Source organism: Psychrobacter immobilis, from assembly GCF_904846175.1.
Classification (GTDB): domain Bacteria; phylum Pseudomonadota; class Gammaproteobacteria; order Pseudomonadales; family Moraxellaceae; genus Psychrobacter; species Psychrobacter immobilis_E.
Genome location: NZ_CAJGZM010000018.1, coordinates 1 through 15,970 on the forward strand (window position 1 = coordinate 1; position 15,970 = coordinate 15,970).

A 15,970-nucleotide genomic window follows, 5' to 3' on the forward strand; every position below is an offset into this window, starting at 1 on the left:
TGATTGGTGAATAGCTTAGTTAATAACTGGCTATTATAATAAGTGGTAAACCACTCCCCATATCATCCTTCCCTTTCGACTAGGGCGCATTATACGCACATTTGAGAGGGGGTCAAGGGGGTTTGGAGAATAAACCTATAATTCTTTAATAGTCTTTAATCTGTCTATAAATATATGACTTCTTTAAGGGCAAAGATTTTTACTCCATTTCCCTATTTTGTTACCGCGAAGACATTGATATTGAACCCCATACTGCACCCACTGCCAATTTAAATCAGACGACTTACCTTTTAACGCAAAGCTAATACGATAACGTTCTGCGCTAACACTATCATCCATTAGACCAGAGCGGGTAATAACAACAACAGCTGTCTTAGGCTGTGATTTTGACGGATAGTAAAAAGCTTGTGCCAAATCATAGTCAGCATCTACTTCATTAATACTGCTATTGATGAGTTTAAGCTTTTCAAGTCCACAAGTAATCAGTCCTTTTTTCATAGAACACGGCGCTGATGCAGAAGTAACGGCGCCACCATTAATATTTAAATGATAAAAGTTAGCAGGATTGGCCGCTTCAGCGCGAGATATGGGACTGACTAAGTTGCTAGTAGCTGCATGTGAAGATAGTGAAACGAATGACAACGACAGTAAAGCACTTGCCATTAACCCTTTTAGCAGATGCGATGAGATATTTGAGACAGGCAATAGACGATTAAAACTAGGTAAGTTCAGCATAATAACCTCGACTTTGACTATATGAAGTCATAGAAATACCAATGTTAGAATGATACTTTTTAAAACGATACTTCAATATTGAATGAAGAATCTATACCATAGCACTTTATAAGGCATCCTATTAAAATTCATTCTTAGTCTTTTGTATTAAACCCCTCTACTTATATTCTGAACTTTCAATCTTATTATTTATCCTATAAATATTTTCCACAAAAAAACCGCCTATTAAAAAATAGGCGGTTCGTATGTGCATGTCTTAAGCTAAAATCTACTATAAAGCAGTCATAGCGTTAACTGCTAACTTTAGTTTGTAAGGTAGTAACAATACCTGACAAGGCATAAATAACACCAATCGCTAAGATGCCCACAGGGATATCATATAAGATGATACTCATCACCAATACACCAATGATAAGCACCACGAATGGTACTTTCTTTTTATCGAACTCTTTAAAGCTATAGTATTTGACGTTACTGACCATCAATAAGCCGCAGATAACCACCCAAGCGGCAAATAAGAACATAACGCCAGTATCGTATTGTCCGATCCATTCATTATGATCGACCGCAACCATCACCGCTGCTGTAACTAATATAGCAGCGAGCGGACTTGCTAAACCGACAAAATACTTTTTATCGACAATACCAACTTGAACGTTAAAACGCGCGAGGCGAAAAGCGGCGCAAGCGGTAAAGACGAAAGCGCAACCAAGACCAATCCGACCTAAAGGCTCTAAAGCAAAGCTATATATTAAAATCGCAGGTGCAACGCCAAAAGCCAGCATATCAGCGAGTGAGTCATACTGCTCGCCAAAAGGGCTTTGCGCATTCAGCATACGTGCAACTCGCCCATCTGCACCATCAAGAATGGCTGATAAGAAAATCGCCAGTGATGCTTTATAAAACTCGCCTTGGGTACTGGCTAAAATGGAATAGAAACCTGATAGTAACGATAAAGTCGTGATGAGATTGGGTGCTAAATACACACCGCGACTGACCACGCGCTTGCCTTCAGCAACTTCTGCTTCAATCACCTCAAAGGTTAAGCCATCATAATTGTCATTATTCGCTAGGCGAATATTGAACTCATGCTCATCGACAAAAGGCGGCTGAGTGGCAGCGCTATCTTGTAATAGTGGCTCTTTTACCAAACCGTCATTCATAACCTTGTCGGTTACTAAGCTATTTGATGAGTGATCAGTCGTCATAACGATATCCTTATTCGCCAACTAGCCAGCGGACATTAGTAGCACTGTCTGCAGACAAGTCTGGCGCATCTTCAACTTTTAACACCGGTTGTAAAAAGCGTAATATCTCACGTGCATGATTGTCAAACTGCCAAGGCGGATTGATAATCAGTAGACCTGTACCATTCAGACCGACGGCGATATCGTTAGGATATATATTAAGCTCACAGACCAATTGACGTCTCATCTCGGTACGTTTAAGCTTTTTATGGAACAGCTCAACCGCTTCGATGTTTTTAATCGGATACCATAACGCATAAGTGCCTTGTGGCCATTTCTCATAAGAGGCGACCAATAGATTAATCAGGCGTGTAAAGTCTTTGTGCTCTTGCTCGTAAGGAGGATCAAGGAAAATCAGACCACGCTTCTCTTTTGGCGGAATTACGGCAGCGATACCCTCAAAAGCATTGCGATGATGAATACCAATTGGCAATTTATGCAGTTGATAGTTCAGTGCATCATATTCACTGGCTTTGGCCTCAAACGCTTCGCCGCGCACGCCAGCATCTGGATTTTTCTCAATATGATGCGCAATCCACCACGGCGAACCAGGATAGACTTTTTTGTCATAAGTGAAACGCGCTTGCTTAATGCCTTCCATATAGTCTTTGACTGCGGTCGGTGCTTTTTCGACGTCAGCTTTTACTAAGGCTTGAATACCGCCTTTGGATTCACCTGTTTTGCGCGCCTCTTCACTGCCGAGCGAATACAGTCCACGACCGCCATAAGCATCCAGCACATAAAAAGGTTTGTTTTTTTGCCCCATTTGATTCAGTAGTTGTACCAATAAAATGTGTTTAACGACATCGGCAAAGTTACCAGCGTGATAGGCGTGTTTATAATTCATAAGATCAAAAGTTTAAATAAGAAAAATTGCATCTATGGTAGCATAGACAGGGTAAAAGATAACGATGGTTTTGGTAAAAAGGCATGGATTGGCTGTGTATTGACAGCGAATGGCATGTTTATTGATAACGGCGAGACAAAATGATGCAGATTATTAGCAATCTTGAGGTGACACAGCTAGTCGTTGAGAATCCGATTGGACAAGACAATCCTCCATTACTGTTTCCGCATGATGGCGACGATAGCCAAAAGCTGCCGACTCAGCAAGTATTAGCGTTATCCGACTTTGATGTCGATTGGCAAAATAAGCTGACCGATAAACAGCTGGATAAGTTTGTAGACGATGGTTGGATGATTATCGATGAGGTGTTTGAGAATAAAGCGCTATTAGCCTTGCAGTCCGAGAGCGGTTTTATTGACTATCGTGACGCAGAGTTGACGGCTGGTATTCGGGTCAGCGATATTCGCGGTGATCGGATTCGCTGGATTACCGAAAACTTCTTTGCAGGGTTTTACTATCTGCAAAGTATCAATGCGCTTGCCGCGTTGTTTAATCGCAGTTTGTTTGCCGGTATTCGCCATAGTGAGGCGCATTATGCTTGTTATCCAGTGGGTTTTGGCTATCAATGGCATAGCGATAATCCGGCTAGGCGTGATGAGCGCGTTATCTCGGCGGTGTTTTATCTCAATGATGATTGGAGCGATAGTGACGGCGGTGCATTAGAAATCGTCGATAAACATGGCATTCATCATAATGTCATGCCTGTTGCCAATAGACTGGTCATATTTGATAGTGACATGCAACATCAGGTGCAAATTGCTCATCGTCAGCGTTATTCTATCGCGACTTGGATGCGCCGTGATGGTCTAGTGCCTTTTGTTGAAGACAATATTTAAAATTCATCAGCTATTACTTTTACTTTAAATAAGCCTTGTTAATTAAGGATAATGACAATGCATAAAACCTTATTTAGAAGCTTACTCTTAATTGTTATGTTTCCTCTAATTGTTAGCTGCGAGACGCTTAATCATCAAGCCCCTACTCAACCACACAATGAGTTCTTTTTTACCTATTATTTGCCGAAGTCCACCCCTGAAAAACCTCTAATAATTAATCCGACCGCTATTACTACTGAATTCAAATATGAGGACGAGTGTCTACTTGCATTTGACGGAAGCAGATGGATGACACCCGTATTTCCCGAAGGACAAGCAACTTTTGATAGTCATCATAAGACTTTAAAATTATTAGGAACAAGTTATAAAATGGGTGATGTCATTTCTGCAGGTGGCTATGTGCGTGCTTACAACAGTGACAAAGTTAAAAACTATAGTAATACCCCAACCGAAAAGTGCATTACAGAGTATCTGGCAATATATTACGGCGATTATGAGAAAATTTACTTGAATAAAAACTAAAGTTATTTTGACCATCAGAGTTGATAAACATCAGCATTAGATAAATCTTATAAAAATAAGCCAGATTTTATCACAAGAAATATTAAATCAACTTATCTAGGAATGTCATGAGTTTAGAAAATAATAGTAAAACCCATCAACAACAAACTTTAGAATTAAGTATCGCCCTACTTGAACGTCCTTCTGTCACCCCAGATGATGATGGCTGCCAAGATATATTATCAGAGCGCTTGCAACAAGCAGGGTTTGACTGTGAGTTTATGTATTACGGTGATAGACAGGCAAAAGGCGAGCACGCTGAAGTCAAAAACTTATGGGCGCGCCGTGGCACCACTGATCCAGTTATTTGTTTTGCTGGTCATACCGACGTCGTTCCAACGGGCGATGAAAAAAATTGGACTTATCCGCCATTTACCCCAACCATTGCAGACGGTTATTTATGGGCGCGAGGTGCTGCTGATATGAAAACGGGCATTGCAGCCTTTACCGTTGCCACTGAGCGTTTTGTTGCCAATTATCCTGAACATAATGGCTCGATAGCATTTCTAATCACATCAGATGAAGAAGGTCCGTCCATCAATGGTACGGTCAAAGTCATAGAAACCTTAGAAGCGCGCAATGAAAAAATCACCTATTGTCTTGTTGGTGAGCCATCAAGCACTGATACGCTGGGCGATATCATTAAGAACGGTCGCCGCGGCTCATTGGGCGCCGAGCTTACCGTCACTGGCAAACAAGGTCATGTTGCCTACCCGCATCTGGCTTGCAATCCGATACATACAACGATGGCAGCATTAGCAGAGCTTACGGCGGCGACTTGGGATAATGGCAATGACTACTTCCCTGCAACTTCCCTGCAAATCTCTAATATCAATGGCGGTACGGGTGCAACAAACGTTATTCCTGAAACACTAAAAGTTATTTTTAATTTTCGCTTTTCGACAGAAACAAGCGAAGATGAGCTAAAAGCAAAAACCCATGCTATCTTTGATAAATATTTTGAGAACAGTAAAGCCAGTTATGATATTCATTGGAAATTATCCGGTCAGCCATTCTTAACACCTGAAGGTAAATTGGTCTCGGCATGCCAACAAGCAATCAAATCGGTGACCGGTACTGATACGACCTTATCAACTTCTGGCGGCACATCCGATGGACGCTTTATCGCGCCAACGGGCGCACAAGTGGTTGAGCTCGGCGTACGTAATGCCACGATTCATCAGGTTGACGAAAAAGTAGAATTAGATGACTTGGGTAAATTGGCGCAGATTTATGAGGGTATTTTGGAGAATTTGCTGCTTGATTAAACATTTTAATATTAAAATTAACAATATCTTCTTGAATTATTATTTGTGATAATAGCGTACTTATGTTTTTCAATGGATTAAAAATGGCTATCAAAAAACATTTAAATGAGCTTTCAAGTTTAAGATTCTTTGCTGCATTCGCTATCGTTGTACTTCATTTCAGAGACTATCTAGGTGTTGAGAATGAAGCTCTCATGACGTTTTTGATTTCAGGTCAATACGGAGTTACTTTCTTTTTTATATTGAGTGGCTTTATTTTAACTTACAACTATGAGTCATGGTTCGGTAAATTTGTGAGTGTAAATCAGTTTTGGAAATTTCAGCAGTTACGATTTGCTCGACTATATCCTGTATATATTTTTGCACTATTATTGAATTCTTTTTTCCAAATTAGTGTGCGTGGCAACAATGGTGAATTTGCTGGTCAAGAGATACATTATTGGGCATCTTGGGTAATCAATGCCTTTGCCCTTCAATCTTGGATACCTGGAACTCCTTATACACTAGTTTGGAACACTCCGTCTTGGAGTATATCGACTGAGCTATTCTTTTATATGTGTTTCCCTCTTATCTGTTATTGGCTAGTCAAATACTTAAAAAGCTTTAAAAAATTAATTTGGTTCTTAGTAGCATTATTAATAATAAGCTCTGGTATATACTTTGTTGCATTAGATCAAATTTATTACAAACACTCGCTTCCTTCTGGCACATCTTATTCTATTCAGTATTTTACACCGCTATTTAGATTGCCTGAATTTATTGCTGGTTGCGTGGGTGGAAAGTTGTTTTTGATGGAAGACTCAGAGACGCAGCGTTTCAAAAATATATTATTTGGTTCTGAAACTAAAAGAAATGTTATTATTTTAGTTAGCACAGTATGGTTTTTTAGTAGAATTTATACCACTGGTTATGCAGATAATAATGAGGCTTACTGGCTATTGAATAACTCAGTGAAATTCAGCATTTTATTAATTCCATTTTTGGGAATTATCTTAGCCTTATCTATAGGACAAACCTTTATATCTAAATTTTTGAACTTACCTTTTCTCATATTATTAGGTGAATCTAGCTATGCGCTCTATATCACACATTGGTCATTTGTTAGTTTCTATTCTTTAGGATTCTTACCAACCAATTATCAATCACCATTTATAGCTATTATCTTCATGTTATTGTCGGTAGCTTTTTCAATACTCATATACAAAACCATCGAGATTCCGATGAAGACGAAGTTAAGAGGTGCTAAAACACCACAACCGTCTTCTGTGTGATAATTATAGAAATGATAGGATAAAATGACAATACTGTAGCTTAATACTATTAAAGATTATATATATCAATTTAATTCTATGGTTTTACTTTAAACCACTCACTCTCATGTTTGATAAAGCTAATTTTAGGATAATAATCGCTGGCTTGCTGAGCTAATAATAAAATAATCTTACAGCTTGGTGGTAATTGCTGCTCAATCTTTCTGATCATCAACTTACCAATACCTTAATGTTTGTATGCTTCATCGACAGCGATATCCTATAGATAGCAACAGTAGCTAAAGTCAATAATACAGCGTGCGATGCCTATTAGCTGTTTATCGCTATTAGTATCATTTACCGCTTCAATGTGACACTTATCATTCTCTTTATGGCGCCAACGGGTGCGCAAGTTGTTGAGCTTGGCGTACGTAATGCCACCATTCATCAAGTCGATGAAAAAGTCGAGGTCGATGATTTGGGTAAATTGGCGCAGATTTATGAAAAGATTTTAGAGAATTTGCTGCTTGATTAAGTTGGAAAAATCTATGGAAGTATTTAGAACAAAAACCCAGCAAGCTTTGACTTATTTTGCGATTTCTATATGTCTATTGATGACTGCGTGCAATAACTTACCCATAGAAAAAACACAAACTGGTACTCCGCCAGTATTGCATACCAGTCAAAATCAATCTGTTGATGATACGCCAATAAAAGTTAATTGGTCACTCATTTATCCAAATTCTATTGCTCTTCTTACCAAACAAACTAGGATCGATAATCAGAGCAATGAATATTTAAGCACGGATCAAATCAAACTAATTAATATCGACTATATTTATCGTAAGCAAGTAGCCCTTTTATCATTAGAATATAACTACGCAGCCAAACAACTAGAAGATCAGCTCAAAGGTAGAATTGTTGACAGCTACTGGAGTAATAAAGAAGATGAAGTTAAGCTGTTTTTGGTTACGCGAATGAATGTTGTCGCCGATGAACACAATTATGTCTTTCGTTATGGAGAGCTTGCTGGGTTTATCGTGTCTTTTGTCATTTTGCCTATTGCAGACAGAAGTAAGGAAGATATGATTGCTATTTACAGTGGTGATGAAAACATAATATCGATTAGCAATTTGATAGAACAGTATGGGGGCAAGCTACAAAGTGTTGGCTATAGTTCTGAAGGGTTCAAAATCATAGCTAGTACTTATTTTCCTGAAAAACAACCTAATAAAAATCAAATTCAACAACTTGAATCTCAGCTTAAGCAGTTGACAGGAGTAACAATTGAGATAGAAGAAAGTGGTGAGTTGTTTTTTTGAGTACATCTTCTGTTCAGGCAAATCTTTCTCTTTAAAGTTTATGCCTTAATTGATTGTCGCTGTCCAAAATAAAAAAGCGCCAAATCTAATTCAGATGGCGCTTTTTTATTTTGATTTTTTAACTAAATAACCCTTAAACCGTGTAACAGCTTAGTGTCTTAGTTAAGTAATCAATAAATGAGTAGTAGTCATTTAGGTTTGGCTTTATTCAACTCTGCTTTCGACCATAGACCTTACTTTATCTTGAATATGCTGTACTTCCTGCTTAAAGACATCTATTTGTTGGCTCATCTCTATTTCTGGTTCTAAATCCTGCGTTGCCACATCTGTTCTAAAATCTTCTATCATCGCCATTCTTTTTCGCAAGGAATTTTGTATGATACCCAACTCATAGGTAGAGAAAACTGGGTCGTCGCTCATTTTATATCTCTTAATATAAGGCTAGAAGCAATTGATAGGATATTGCTAATCATGCAATAAGAGACCTCAATATACGGCAACGAAACAGACTATAAGTATAATTTTGGTACCTTAATTCTTACAAGAAAGTGGCGATAGGAATGAGAATTATAAAAACTATCGCCTCAATAATTTTACTTTCTGGCTTTACTCAATACCAATATAGAGATCTACTTGCCCATACTCTAGGTTGCCGCCAATATAATGCTCAAAATCAACATTGTACGTTCGTACATGCTCACAGCTTCGATCATTAAAATAAGTCCACGCTTTTTCCCAAGCATTCATGACGGTATTAGGCATTCTACCTTCTTCAGAAAAGACCAAATACTTCCCTGCAGGAATATCTACGCTGACTAGATCGCCATTCTTAGCATTAGCGCCATTATCTGACTGCTCCTGCTCGCTATCTATTTTCCAACCGGCCACAACATCAAAAGCACCGACCAAGTCATCGCTCTCATAGTTATGATAGATAGCATAAATATCTTCGCCCTTAGGAAGATTGACCGCATGATTTTGATAAAACTTTTGCCATAGTCTACCTAACTTGGCTGTTTCATGGCTAATTTCAGCATTATTGGTGGTGCGAACGCTGATGCCTTTGCACGCTATCGCTTCGGGTAGCTCTTTGATTTCTGATGTCATAATGCGGCATGTCCTATATATTGATGCTGGTTTTTATTTAAAAAGATATTTAAAATGAGTTTTAATACGATTGACGTTGCAGTATTACTCTAATCTGCCTCATCAATCCAATTCATTTGAATGGCTTCCAAGATACCTTCGTTTGAGCGCTGCGGGTCATCATCAAAGCCTTCAAGCTCAGTCACCCAGCGATGCAAATCGGTAAAGCGAATGTACTGCGGATCGGTCTCTGGAAATTTTTCGTAAAGCTCAATAGCAATATCTAAGCTGTCTGTCCATTTTAATTTTTGCGGGGTCATGGTAGATCCTTAACTTGTCATCATTTTATAAATGTCATCGAATTGATGGTCAGCTTGACTGGTTATTTGCTTAACCATTTTCTTGACCATTTAACACCCTCTATCGTAGCAAAATTCGCCCGCTGATTATAGACAAGTTCGTCATGCAGCCTTTATTGATTTAGCTTATTTTCTCTATTTAGCAGATTCATAAGACTTAATCGCTACTTGATGCTGATTCCAAGAATCAATGATCTCATTTGTATGCGCGCCTGTCATATCCAATATCTCTGGCACACATTTACCTTTTTTATTGGTCAATACAAACTTAGTCATACCGACGCCCATCAACTGGTCTTTCACAAAGAAGCGCGTTTCAAAATAAACGTATTTTTTATCCCACCCGACAAGCGTACTATTTACGGTCATTTTACTCAGAAACTTAATTTCTTTGAGATAGACCATTTCTTGCATGGCGATAATCCAGCCGAGATTTTTAATGCCCTTTTGATGACAGCACGCCATCAGCCATTTAGTGATGTTTAACTCTATAAAAGATAAGTAGCGATAATTGGGCAGATGATCACGAAAGCCCATATCATGTGGCAACACTCGATAGTGACGTACAATTGGTGCCGTCAAGGTTTCGACACTTAAGTGTTCGCTAACCGCTTGCTGTTTAAGCTGCTGCTTTAATAAGCTGACCATAATAAAAAAACGTATCAACATGTTCATAAGGAAATCTCTTAACTATTATTATTTATTAATGATAACTAGATATACTTGAATGTAAATACTGGCTACCTTAACGCAAAAAAAGCCACCTCAGTGACTTTTTATGGCAAAGCTTGTATTTAATAACTTATCTTTAACCGTTTACTTTAAAGATTAATGCGCGCCATTAATACTACGGACCATCTCTTCGACCATTTTCTTGGCATCGCCAAAGATCATCATGGTTTTGTCCATATAGAACAAGCTGTTATCAAGCCCTGCATAACCGGTATTCATCGAACGCTTGATAACCATTACGGTTTGCGCTTTGGTAACGTCTAGAATCGGCATACCAAAGATTGGCGACGATGGATCATCTTTTGCTGAAGGATTAACAACGTCATTGGCACCGATGACTAATACCACATCGGTACTGGCGAAGTCAGAGTTAATCTCATCCATCTCAAGAATATCATCATAAGGGACATCAGCTTCCGCCAATAGTACGTTCATGTGTCCTGGCATACGACCAGCGACCGGATGAATCGCAAAACGTACATTGACGCCTTCTTCTTTTAATAGCTCATACAATTCTTTGACCGCGTTTTGTGCACGGCCTTGCGCCATACCATAACCCGGTACAATGACCACACTACTGGCATTGGCCATAAGAAAACCTGCATCTTCTGCTGAGCCTGCTTTATAATTCTTTGGTGCACCATCATCGCCGCCCACTGCGGCAGCTGTTGTACCCATACCGCCAAACAAGACGTTAAGCAATGAGCGGTTCATGGCTTTACACATGATATAAGATAGAATCGCACCTGATGAACCGACGAGCGAACCTGCGATAATGAGCATCGAGTTGCCAAGGGTAAACCCAATACCGGCTGCTGCCCAACCTGAGAACGAGTTCAATAGTGACACAACCACTGGCATATCACCGCCACCGATTGGCGCAATCCACATCCAACCAAAGATGACTGCAATCACTGCCATCGCATAAAATGCGGGCAACGAATCGGTCATAAAGTAGACGATACCAAAACCAATCATGGCAATAAATAACAGTGCCTGTACTGGTTTTACCCAGCCACCAACCAAGGTCTTCGCCCAGCTTTTTGCCGCCAATTTACCAAAGGCAAATACCGACGCTGAGAAAGTAATCGCACCAATGAAACAACCGATAAACAATTCAACACGGGCAACCGCGCCATGCTGTTGTTCAGTATGCAGTACCGTTGCTAAAGCAATCGCCACCGCTGCCAAACCAACAAATGAATGCATCAAGGCCACGGTTTCTGGCATTTGGGTCATGGCAACCGTTTTTGCTTTCCACATGCCGACGAGTGCACCCAATACCATCGCACCGATAATCAACCAAAGCACAGGGCCTTCCGCTAAGAAGAATGTCGTTGCGACAGCAATCGCCATCGCCACCATACCAAAGCGGTTACCGCGAATAGCGGTTTTTGGACTAGATAGACCACGTAAGGTTAAGACAAAAAGAATGGCACCCACTAAGTAAAACCAATCTGCATTTACTGCAATCATATTTGTTAAATCGCTCATGCATCGCCTCCACTTTCAGTCGTCCCAGTTTCAAGAGCGGGTGCTTTTTTTACTTTCGGTTTGAACATCGCAAGCATACGCTCAGTCACGGCAAAACCACCGAAGATATTGATACTGGCTAAAAATACCGCAAAGGCACCTAGTAAACTGGTTGGGGTGAACATCGAGCCGTCAATAGTGACGGTCTGTAGCATCGCACCGACGATTACAATACTTGATAAAGCGTTGGTGACCGCCATCAATGGTGTATGTAGTGCAGGGGTTACGCCCCAAACGACGTAGTAGCCGACAAAAATAGCGAGCACAAATACGGTAAAAATCGCTACAAACGGTGTGCTACTCATGGCCGCACCAGCTGGCGCTGCAGCTAAAATAGTGGCAATCATCTAATCCTCCTAAAAATTTGTTCGTGTCTGGCAAATGTAGGGTAATGAGGTAGTCAAGACTTGATATTTAAGGCTTAGCGTTTAGCAAGGCGCACTTGGTTGTCATGGGTCACCGCTAACGCCCCCTGAATCTCATCATTCATATCTAAATTTAGTGCCAGTGTATTGACTGAAGCGTCGTCTGTAGCTGCAGGAGCAATTAAAGTGGTGATAAAATTAACAAGGTTGTTGGCATATAGGTCTGACGACTGCGCTGCCAGTTGCGATGGAATATTGGCCGCACCAACGATACGCACGCCATTTGCCGTGGTAATGGTTTGATCAGGCACACTGCCTTCGATGTTACCACCGGTACCAGCCGCCATATCGATGAGTACTGAGCCTGCCTTCATTTTGGCAAGCGTCGCCCCGTGCACCAAACGCGGTGCGTTACGACCAGGAATTTGCGCTGTGGTAATGACGATATCAGCATTGCTTAATGCCTTGTCAACCACTGCCGCTTGGTCTTTGACATATTGCTCTGATGGTGTCCAAGCATAGCCACCTGTAGACTTAGCTGTTTCTGCTTCCTCTGTACTCATCGGGACATCAAGCCATTTACCACCTAATGACTCTACTTGCTCACGAGCGGTCGGACGTAAATCACTGGCTTCAACCACGGCGCCTAAACGCTTCGCTGTGGCAATCGCTTGCAAACCTGCCACCCCAACGCCTAAAATAACGACTTTGGCAGGTTTAACCGTACCGGCTGAGGTCATAAACATTGGGAACGGACGCGAATATTCGTTGGCGGCTAGCAATACTGCTTTGTAACCGGCAAGGTTGGCTTGCGAGGACAAGACGTCCATATTCTGGGCACGTGACAAGGTACGTGGCAACAGCTCCATCGCAAAGGCAGTCGCGCCTTTTGCTGCATAAGTATCTAGCTGGCTATTGCGATACGGATCAAGCATCCCGATAACCACTTGACCGGCTGTTAAATACTCAGTTACTGCCGCTGGCAAGTCATTGACGGTAGTAATAATTTGAGACTGGCTGACGACCTCAGTGCTACTATTGGCAATGTCAGCACCCGCCGCTTGATACAGCTCATCAGCATAATATGCTGCTTGACCTGCACCTGACTGAATGACGACTTTAAACCCTAGTTTACGTAATTTTTTTACCGCGTCTGGGGTTAGCGCTACCCGACTTTCACTTGCGCTATCTGCACTAATAACACCGATTCTCATACCGTCTCCTTACTTACGTCTAATGACTATACTCACGTCTAATGACTACCTTTTAACACCCTCAACGCACATTTAAAAAGCACAGGGGACAAAAAATCCTTGGTCATGGTTGGTTTAACACTTAAGACCAAAGACTATCAATTTAATAAATGACGGCTACTTTGCCATCATGCCTTTTTATTATAGAGATATCGTCTGCTAACTTTCATTGTCTAATGATGACCCACAAGTAAAATAAAAAGTTAGGTATTTACACCATCATCATAACTTTTATTGTTATATTAAAAACTTTTATTTTTTCCAAAAGCGCGCAAAGCCTGTAAGTTATTAGCTCTGAGCTAGCGCATAAATTGTTTTGATATTTGACATATGTCTACGATGACGCTTAAAAATACAAAACAGCTACGACTAAGTCAAGATAAAATACTGTCTGCCGTATAATAAGAAAACTTGACACTTAATTAGAACGCCCTTTAACTCATTATAAATAAGGAATAACGATGTATTTTTTACTTTCCCCTGCCAAATCCCTCAATGAGAAAGATGCTGTGCCAGTCAATCTTGGTAACTACTATAGTCAGCCCGAGCTGATTGAACACTCACAAACCCTGATGAAAAACTTAAAAGCAAAAGAGCCGATTGATTTGCAAGAGCTGATGAGCATCTCTGACGATTTGGCGCAGCTTAATGCTAAGCGTAATCAAGACTGGGCTTGGAGTGAAAATGAACATTTTACAGATGATGCATTTGGTAATACCGCCAAACCGGCGAGTTATTTATTCGATGGTGATGTTTATACCGGACTTGATATGTATCATATGGACAAAGATACGGCTATTTATGTCAATGAACATTTGGGTATTTTGTCAGGACTTTATGGTGTGCTTAAACCGTTAGATTTAATTCAACCTTATCGCCTAGAGATGGGCACCAAGCTGAAAAATGAGCGCGGTGATAATTTATATGAGTTTTGGGGCGAAGCAGTGACTGACATTCTCAATGCACGCATGACAGATAGTGATGACAAAGTTTTAATTAACCTAGCTTCTAATGAGTATTTTAAGGTAATAAAAAAGAAAGCACTAAATGCGGAAATTATCACACCACGATTTGAAGACGAGAAAAATGGTCAATATAAAGTGATTAGCTTTTATGCAAAAAAAGCTCGTGGACTGATGGTGAAATATGCTGCTGATAATAAGTTGACTAGTGCTGAGCAATTAAAGCAGTTTGATTTGGCGGGGTATTATTATGTCGATGAGTTGTCTGATGATAAAAATTGGACGTTTAGACGAGATGCAGACAGTCAATAAACAGCCGTTCTCCTAAACTAAAAAAGCCCTAGCTCAATGAGTTGGGGCTTTTTTCTATATATTAATCAAATATTTCATAGCAACCTATCCTTGAGCTCATCCAAGCTCAAAGCAGGTATACACTTATGAATCATACGATGACAGCTTGAACAAAGCATACAGACGTCTTTAATAGTACTATGAAAATTGTCACTTCTTTCTGAGAGAGGGTCTTTGTGGTGGCATTCGATATAGTTTTTACCAATATCACCATAAGTATCTTCAAAATCAAATCCACATGCTTGGCAATGATACCCATAATGCTTTTTAGCTGCTTTAACTAATTTTGGGTTACGCTTGAAATAAGAAACCTCCTTTATTTTACGTTCACCTTCTTCGTATTCTCCATCTATTACATCGTTAACCTCATACTCAGTTATATTTTCATGAACCTTAAGGTCTTCTTTTTTTGTTAGATGGGCAATATAGCCTTCGATCCCACCAAATCTAGAGAGCTTACTTTCTGCCTCACTTACTCTATACACATTTCCACTAGGCCTAAAGTTTGGTTTATAGCCAATATCTTCTTTAAACTGATTCCAAGATAATTCAATACCTTGAGTTCTAAAAAAGAAAACATAAGGATAATGATCACTACCCCAAAGAAAGTTTGATAACTCAGACATATGCTCACGCCAAAACCCTTTTACTTTACATAATACCGGCATATCTCCTGCGCCACTAGTGGTTCTAATGAGAAGCATAATGTCATCTACATTCAAGTTTTTTATAACACTTTTTGCCCCTGCAGGAACGCCCCAAGCATTACAAAAACATTCTGGAAACTCAGATATGAGGTTAGCTCCAATTTCATCCTTGAAAGACTCTAGTATGTGTTTCAAAATATCATCTATTGCAACATCACTAAGAATAGTCTTTGGAAAATCTTTATCAGAACCTTTAAGTCCAACGTCGTGAAAAAATAATTGCATAAAAAAGCCTTCGTTCTCAATTTATTAGATGATATATTCATGCTTAAAAAAGCATTCTAAAATACCTCAATCTATTTTTTAAGTATATCGAACTATATCAGATAAATAATTATTTAGTATAGTCAGTTCACAATAAAAGAGATACAACCCATATCCTGAAACAGTTTAGGCAAATTATTCTCCATCCATCCTTGGCGTAGAAACTTAGCTTGTGCCCATTTTTTCTCAATGGGATTTCGATCTGGACTGTAGGGTGGCAGCCATAGATCTG

At 39.9% G+C, this 15,970-nt stretch carries 18 protein-coding genes and 1 pseudogene; 7 read left to right on the forward strand and 12 right to left on the reverse strand.

What is annotated here, in order from left to right; genetic code table 11:
• Positions 1 to 183 precede the first annotated feature (183 nt).
• The 3 genes from JMW39_RS12940 to JMW39_RS12950 all read right to left on the reverse strand — a co-directional run bounded on the left by JMW39_RS12940 (position 184) and on the right by JMW39_RS12950 (position 2,829).
• Positions 184 to 735, reverse strand: coding sequence for a hypothetical protein (locus JMW39_RS12940; protein WP_227679529.1), 552 nt, complete (start codon positions 733 to 735; stop codon positions 184 to 186).
• A gap of 290 nt (positions 736 to 1,025) precedes the next feature.
• Positions 1,026 to 1,943 (reverse strand): CDP-diacylglycerol--serine O-phosphatidyltransferase, encoded by a 918-nt coding sequence (pssA, locus tag JMW39_RS12945; RefSeq protein WP_227679530.1) that lies wholly within the window; start codon positions 1,941 to 1,943, stop codon positions 1,026 to 1,028.
• Positions 1,944 to 1,953: 10 nt separating this feature from the next.
• Complete coding sequence (locus tag JMW39_RS12950) at positions 1,954 to 2,829, reverse strand: 23S rRNA (adenine(2030)-N(6))-methyltransferase RlmJ (RefSeq protein ID WP_201547188.1); 876 nt, start codon at positions 2,827 to 2,829, stop codon at positions 1,954 to 1,956.
• A gap of 140 nt (positions 2,830 to 2,969) precedes the next feature.
• Here JMW39_RS12950 and JMW39_RS12955 point away from each other — a divergent pair, with 140 nt between their 5' ends.
• The 4 genes from JMW39_RS12955 to JMW39_RS12970 all read left to right on the forward strand — a co-directional run bounded on the left by JMW39_RS12955 (position 2,970) and on the right by JMW39_RS12970 (position 6,825).
• Positions 2,970 to 3,725 carry a 2OG-Fe(II) oxygenase gene (locus JMW39_RS12955; RefSeq protein ID WP_201547190.1) on the forward strand — a complete coding sequence of 252 codons (756 nt, stop codon included), beginning with the start codon at positions 2,970 to 2,972 and terminating at the stop codon, positions 3,723 to 3,725.
• 57 nt (positions 3,726 to 3,782) lie between these two features.
• Positions 3,783 to 4,247 carry a hypothetical protein gene (locus tag JMW39_RS12960; RefSeq protein WP_201547192.1) on the forward strand — a complete coding sequence of 155 codons (465 nt, stop codon included), beginning with the start codon at positions 3,783 to 3,785 and terminating at the stop codon, positions 4,245 to 4,247.
• Positions 4,248 to 4,354: 107 nt separating this feature from the next.
• Entirely contained in the window at positions 4,355 to 5,554 is a 1,200-nt protein-coding gene (gene dapE / locus JMW39_RS12965) for a succinyl-diaminopimelate desuccinylase (protein ID WP_201547200.1), read from the forward strand.
• Between the two features lie 83 nt (positions 5,555 to 5,637).
• Entirely contained in the window at positions 5,638 to 6,825 is a 1,188-nt protein-coding gene (locus JMW39_RS12970; protein ID WP_201547202.1) for an acyltransferase family protein, read from the forward strand.
• A 76-nt stretch (positions 6,826 to 6,901) separates the two neighbouring features.
• Here JMW39_RS12970 and JMW39_RS12975 read toward each other — a convergent pair whose 3' ends face one another.
• Positions 6,902 to 7,039, reverse strand: coding sequence for a hypothetical protein (locus tag JMW39_RS12975; protein WP_201547204.1), 138 nt, complete (start codon positions 7,037 to 7,039; stop codon positions 6,902 to 6,904).
• Positions 7,040 to 7,192: 153 nt separating this feature from the next.
• Between JMW39_RS12975 and JMW39_RS12980 the strand changes: the two are divergent.
• Positions 7,193 to 7,339: pseudogene (locus tag JMW39_RS12980) on the forward strand (succinyl-diaminopimelate desuccinylase); the annotation flags it as partial.
• Between the two features lie 13 nt (positions 7,340 to 7,352).
• Positions 7,353 to 8,126, forward strand: coding sequence for a hypothetical protein (locus JMW39_RS12985; protein WP_201547206.1), 774 nt, complete (start codon positions 7,353 to 7,355; stop codon positions 8,124 to 8,126).
• Between the two features lie 204 nt (positions 8,127 to 8,330).
• Here JMW39_RS12985 and JMW39_RS12990 read toward each other — a convergent pair whose 3' ends face one another.
• The 7 genes from JMW39_RS12990 to JMW39_RS13020 form a co-directional block, all read right to left on the reverse strand.
• A complete protein-coding gene (locus tag JMW39_RS12990) occupies positions 8,331 to 8,546 on the reverse strand; it encodes a hypothetical protein (RefSeq protein ID WP_201547207.1) in 216 nt (71 codons plus the stop codon).
• A gap of 186 nt (positions 8,547 to 8,732) precedes the next feature.
• Positions 8,733 to 9,233 carry a GyrI-like domain-containing protein gene (locus tag JMW39_RS12995; protein ID WP_201547209.1) on the reverse strand — a complete coding sequence of 167 codons (501 nt, stop codon included), beginning with the start codon at positions 9,231 to 9,233 and terminating at the stop codon, positions 8,733 to 8,735.
• Positions 9,234 to 9,322: 89 nt separating this feature from the next.
• The gene (gene iscX / locus JMW39_RS13000) at positions 9,323 to 9,532 is read right to left on the reverse strand and encodes a Fe-S cluster assembly protein IscX (protein WP_011279849.1); all 210 of its coding nucleotides are present in this window, start codon (positions 9,530 to 9,532) and stop codon (positions 9,323 to 9,325) included.
• Between the two features lie 174 nt (positions 9,533 to 9,706).
• Entirely contained in the window at positions 9,707 to 10,246 is a 540-nt protein-coding gene (locus JMW39_RS13005) for an acyl-CoA thioesterase (RefSeq protein ID WP_201547211.1), read from the reverse strand.
• Between the two features lie 153 nt (positions 10,247 to 10,399).
• A complete protein-coding gene (locus tag JMW39_RS13010; RefSeq protein WP_413786241.1) occupies positions 10,400 to 11,797 on the reverse strand; it encodes an NAD(P)(+) transhydrogenase (Re/Si-specific) subunit beta in 1,398 nt (465 codons plus the stop codon).
• A complete protein-coding gene (locus JMW39_RS13015) occupies positions 11,794 to 12,141 on the reverse strand; it encodes a proton-translocating transhydrogenase family protein (protein ID WP_201547234.1) in 348 nt (115 codons plus the stop codon). The genes JMW39_RS13010 and JMW39_RS13015 overlap by 4 nt, the downstream gene beginning before the upstream one ends.
• 116 nt (positions 12,142 to 12,257) lie before the next feature.
• Positions 12,258 to 13,415: an NAD(P) transhydrogenase subunit alpha gene (locus JMW39_RS13020; protein ID WP_201547214.1), complete on the reverse strand. Its 1,158-nt coding sequence runs from the start codon at positions 13,413 to 13,415 to the stop codon at positions 12,258 to 12,260.
• 500 nt (positions 13,416 to 13,915) lie between these two features.
• On the opposite strand from JMW39_RS13020, the gene yaaA reads away from it, so the two are divergent.
• Positions 13,916 to 14,728: a peroxide stress protein YaaA gene (gene yaaA / locus JMW39_RS13025; RefSeq protein ID WP_201547216.1), complete on the forward strand. Its 813-nt coding sequence runs from the start codon at positions 13,916 to 13,918 to the stop codon at positions 14,726 to 14,728.
• A gap of 74 nt (positions 14,729 to 14,802) precedes the next feature.
• Here yaaA and JMW39_RS13030 read toward each other — a convergent pair whose 3' ends face one another.
• Positions 14,803 to 15,699 carry an HNH endonuclease gene (locus tag JMW39_RS13030; RefSeq protein ID WP_201547226.1) on the reverse strand — a complete coding sequence of 299 codons (897 nt, stop codon included), beginning with the start codon at positions 15,697 to 15,699 and terminating at the stop codon, positions 14,803 to 14,805.
• Positions 15,700 to 15,970 lie beyond the last annotated feature (271 nt).

What these genes read in the sequence shown, in the direction of transcription:
- JMW39_RS12940 (WP_227679529.1), bottom strand. Translation starts at nt 735, where the DNA reads ATGCTGAACTTACCTAGTTTTAATCGTCTATTGCCTGTCTCAAATATC.
- pssA (WP_227679530.1), bottom strand. Translation starts at nt 1,943, where the DNA reads ATGACGACTGATCACTCATCAAATAGCTTAGTAACCGACAAGGTTATG.
- JMW39_RS12950 (WP_201547188.1), bottom strand. Translation starts at nt 2,829, where the DNA reads ATGAATTATAAACACGCCTATCACGCTGGTAACTTTGCCGATGTCGTT.
- JMW39_RS12955 (WP_201547190.1), top strand. Translation starts at nt 2,970, where the DNA reads ATGATGCAGATTATTAGCAATCTTGAGGTGACACAGCTAGTCGTTGAG.
- JMW39_RS12960 (WP_201547192.1), top strand. Translation starts at nt 3,783, where the DNA reads ATGCATAAAACCTTATTTAGAAGCTTACTCTTAATTGTTATGTTTCCT.
- dapE (WP_201547200.1), top strand. Translation starts at nt 4,355, where the DNA reads ATGAGTTTAGAAAATAATAGTAAAACCCATCAACAACAAACTTTAGAA.
- JMW39_RS12970 (WP_201547202.1), top strand. Translation starts at nt 5,638, where the DNA reads ATGGCTATCAAAAAACATTTAAATGAGCTTTCAAGTTTAAGATTCTTT.
- JMW39_RS12985 (WP_201547206.1), top strand. Translation starts at nt 7,353, where the DNA reads ATGGAAGTATTTAGAACAAAAACCCAGCAAGCTTTGACTTATTTTGCG.
- JMW39_RS12990 (WP_201547207.1), bottom strand. Translation starts at nt 8,546, where the DNA reads ATGAGCGACGACCCAGTTTTCTCTACCTATGAGTTGGGTATCATACAA.
- JMW39_RS12995 (WP_201547209.1), bottom strand. Translation starts at nt 9,233, where the DNA reads ATGACATCAGAAATCAAAGAGCTACCCGAAGCGATAGCGTGCAAAGGC.
- iscX (WP_011279849.1), bottom strand. Translation starts at nt 9,532, where the DNA reads ATGACCCCGCAAAAATTAAAATGGACAGACAGCTTAGATATTGCTATT.
- JMW39_RS13005 (WP_201547211.1), bottom strand. Translation starts at nt 10,246, where the DNA reads ATGAACATGTTGATACGTTTTTTTATTATGGTCAGCTTATTAAAGCAG.
- JMW39_RS13010 (WP_413786241.1), bottom strand. Translation starts at nt 11,797, where the DNA reads ATGAGCGATTTAACAAATATGATTGCAGTAAATGCAGATTGGTTTTAC.
- JMW39_RS13015 (WP_201547234.1), bottom strand. Translation starts at nt 12,141, where the DNA reads ATGAGTAGCACACCGTTTGTAGCGATTTTTACCGTATTTGTGCTCGCT.
- JMW39_RS13020 (WP_201547214.1), bottom strand. Translation starts at nt 13,415, where the DNA reads ATGAGAATCGGTGTTATTAGTGCAGATAGCGCAAGTGAAAGTCGGGTA.
- yaaA (WP_201547216.1), top strand. Translation starts at nt 13,916, where the DNA reads ATGTATTTTTTACTTTCCCCTGCCAAATCCCTCAATGAGAAAGATGCT.
- JMW39_RS13030 (WP_201547226.1), bottom strand. Translation starts at nt 15,699, where the DNA reads ATGCAATTATTTTTTCACGACGTTGGACTTAAAGGTTCTGATAAAGAT.